Here is a 1,618-nt window from a genome sequence, read left to right as displayed (position 1 = left end):
GTACCGGCGGGCCCGCCCCCACCTCCGACCTCACCGCGCGACCAGACTCCCCGCTTGAAGAAGGGCACGGCAGACACGATGGCACCGACGACGAAGGCGGCCGGCGACGGCAGCGGCCTGGTGGAGATGGCCTGGGATCCGATCACCCGGATCGTAGGCAGCCTCGGCATCCACACGAAGATCGACTTCAAGCAGAAGCGGGTCGCCGAGTGCTACAGCACCTCGTCGGTCTTCCGGGGCTACAGCGTCTTCATGCGCGGCAAGGACCCCCGGGACGCCCACTTCATCACCAGCCGGATCTGCGGCATCTGCGGCGACAACCACGCCACCTGCTCGGTGTACGCCCAGAACATGGCGTACGGCGTGAAGCCCCCGCACATCGCCGAGTGGATCATCAACCTCGGTGAGTCCGCGGAGTACATGTTCGACCACAACATCTTCCAGGAGAACCTGGTCGGGGTCGACTACTGCGAGAAGATGGTCCGCGAGACCAACCCGGGCGTCCTCGAACTGGCCGAGCGCACCGAGGCGCCGCACGCCGGCGAACACGGCTACCGCACCATCGCCGACATCATGCGCTCGCTCAACCCCCTGGAGGGCGAGTTCTACCGCGAGGCCCTCCAGGTCAGCCGCTACACGCGGGAGATGTTCTGCCTGATGGAGGGACGCCACGTGCACCCCTCCACGCTGTACCCGGGCGGCGTCGGCACCATCGCCTCCGTGCAGCTCTTCACGGACTACCTGAGCCGCCTGATGCGCTACGTCGAGTTCATGAAGCGCGTCGTCCCCCTGCACGACGACCTGTTCGACTTCTTCTACGAGGCCCTCCCCGGGTACGAGGAAGTGGGCAGGCGCCGCGTCCTGCTGGGCTGCTGGGGCGCGCTCAACGACCCCGAGTACTGCGACTTCACGTACGCCAACATGAGCGACTGGGGTCGGCGGATGTTCGTCACCCCGGGCATCATCGTCGACGGCAAGCTGGTCACCAACGACCTCACCGAGATCAACCTCGGCATGCGGATCCTGCTCGGCAGCTCGTACTACGAGGACTGGCAGGGCCAGGAGCAGTTCGTCACCCACGACCCGCTCGGCAACCCGGTGGACCCGCGCCACCCGTGGAACCAGCACACGATCCCCGCGCCGCAGAAGCGGGACTTCAACGGCAACTACAGCTGGGTGATGTCGCCCCGCTGGTTCGACGGCAAGGACTACCTCGCCCTGGACACCGGCGGCGGCCCCATCGCCCGCCTGTGGTCCACCGCGCTCTCCGGGCTCGTCGACACCGGCTACGTGAAGTCCACCGGCCACAGCGTGGTCATCAACCTGCCGCGCACGATGACCAAACCGGAGACCACCTTCGAGTGGAACATCCCGCGCTGGAGCAACGCCCTGGAGCGCAACCGCGCCCGCACGTACTTCCAGGCCTACACCGCCGCGATCGCGCTGCACTTCGCCGAGAAGGGCCTGGAGGAGGTACGCGCCGGCCGCACCCAGACCTGGGAGAAGTTCGAGGTGCCCGACCAGGCCGTCGGCGTCGGCTTCACCGAGGCCGTACGCGGTGTCCTCTCCCACCACATGGTGATCCGCGACGGCAAGATCGCCAACTACCACCCCTACC

The 1,618-nt window shown here is 67.2% G+C and carries 1 protein-coding gene; it reads left to right on the top strand.

Annotated features, from left to right (window positions below):
• Nucleotides 1-78 precede the first annotated feature (78 nt).
• Nucleotides 79-1,618 (top strand): nickel-dependent hydrogenase large subunit (locus tag E2E34_RS34155; protein ID WP_138905696.1); only part of this gene is annotated, 1,540 nt, incomplete at its 3' end.

This window comes from Streptomyces albidochromogenes (genome assembly GCF_005981925.1).
GTDB classification, from domain to species: Bacteria; Actinomycetota; Actinomycetes; order Streptomycetales; family Streptomycetaceae; genus Streptomyces; species Streptomyces albidochromogenes.
This window is presented reverse-complemented; position numbering and strand designations above follow the sequence as displayed.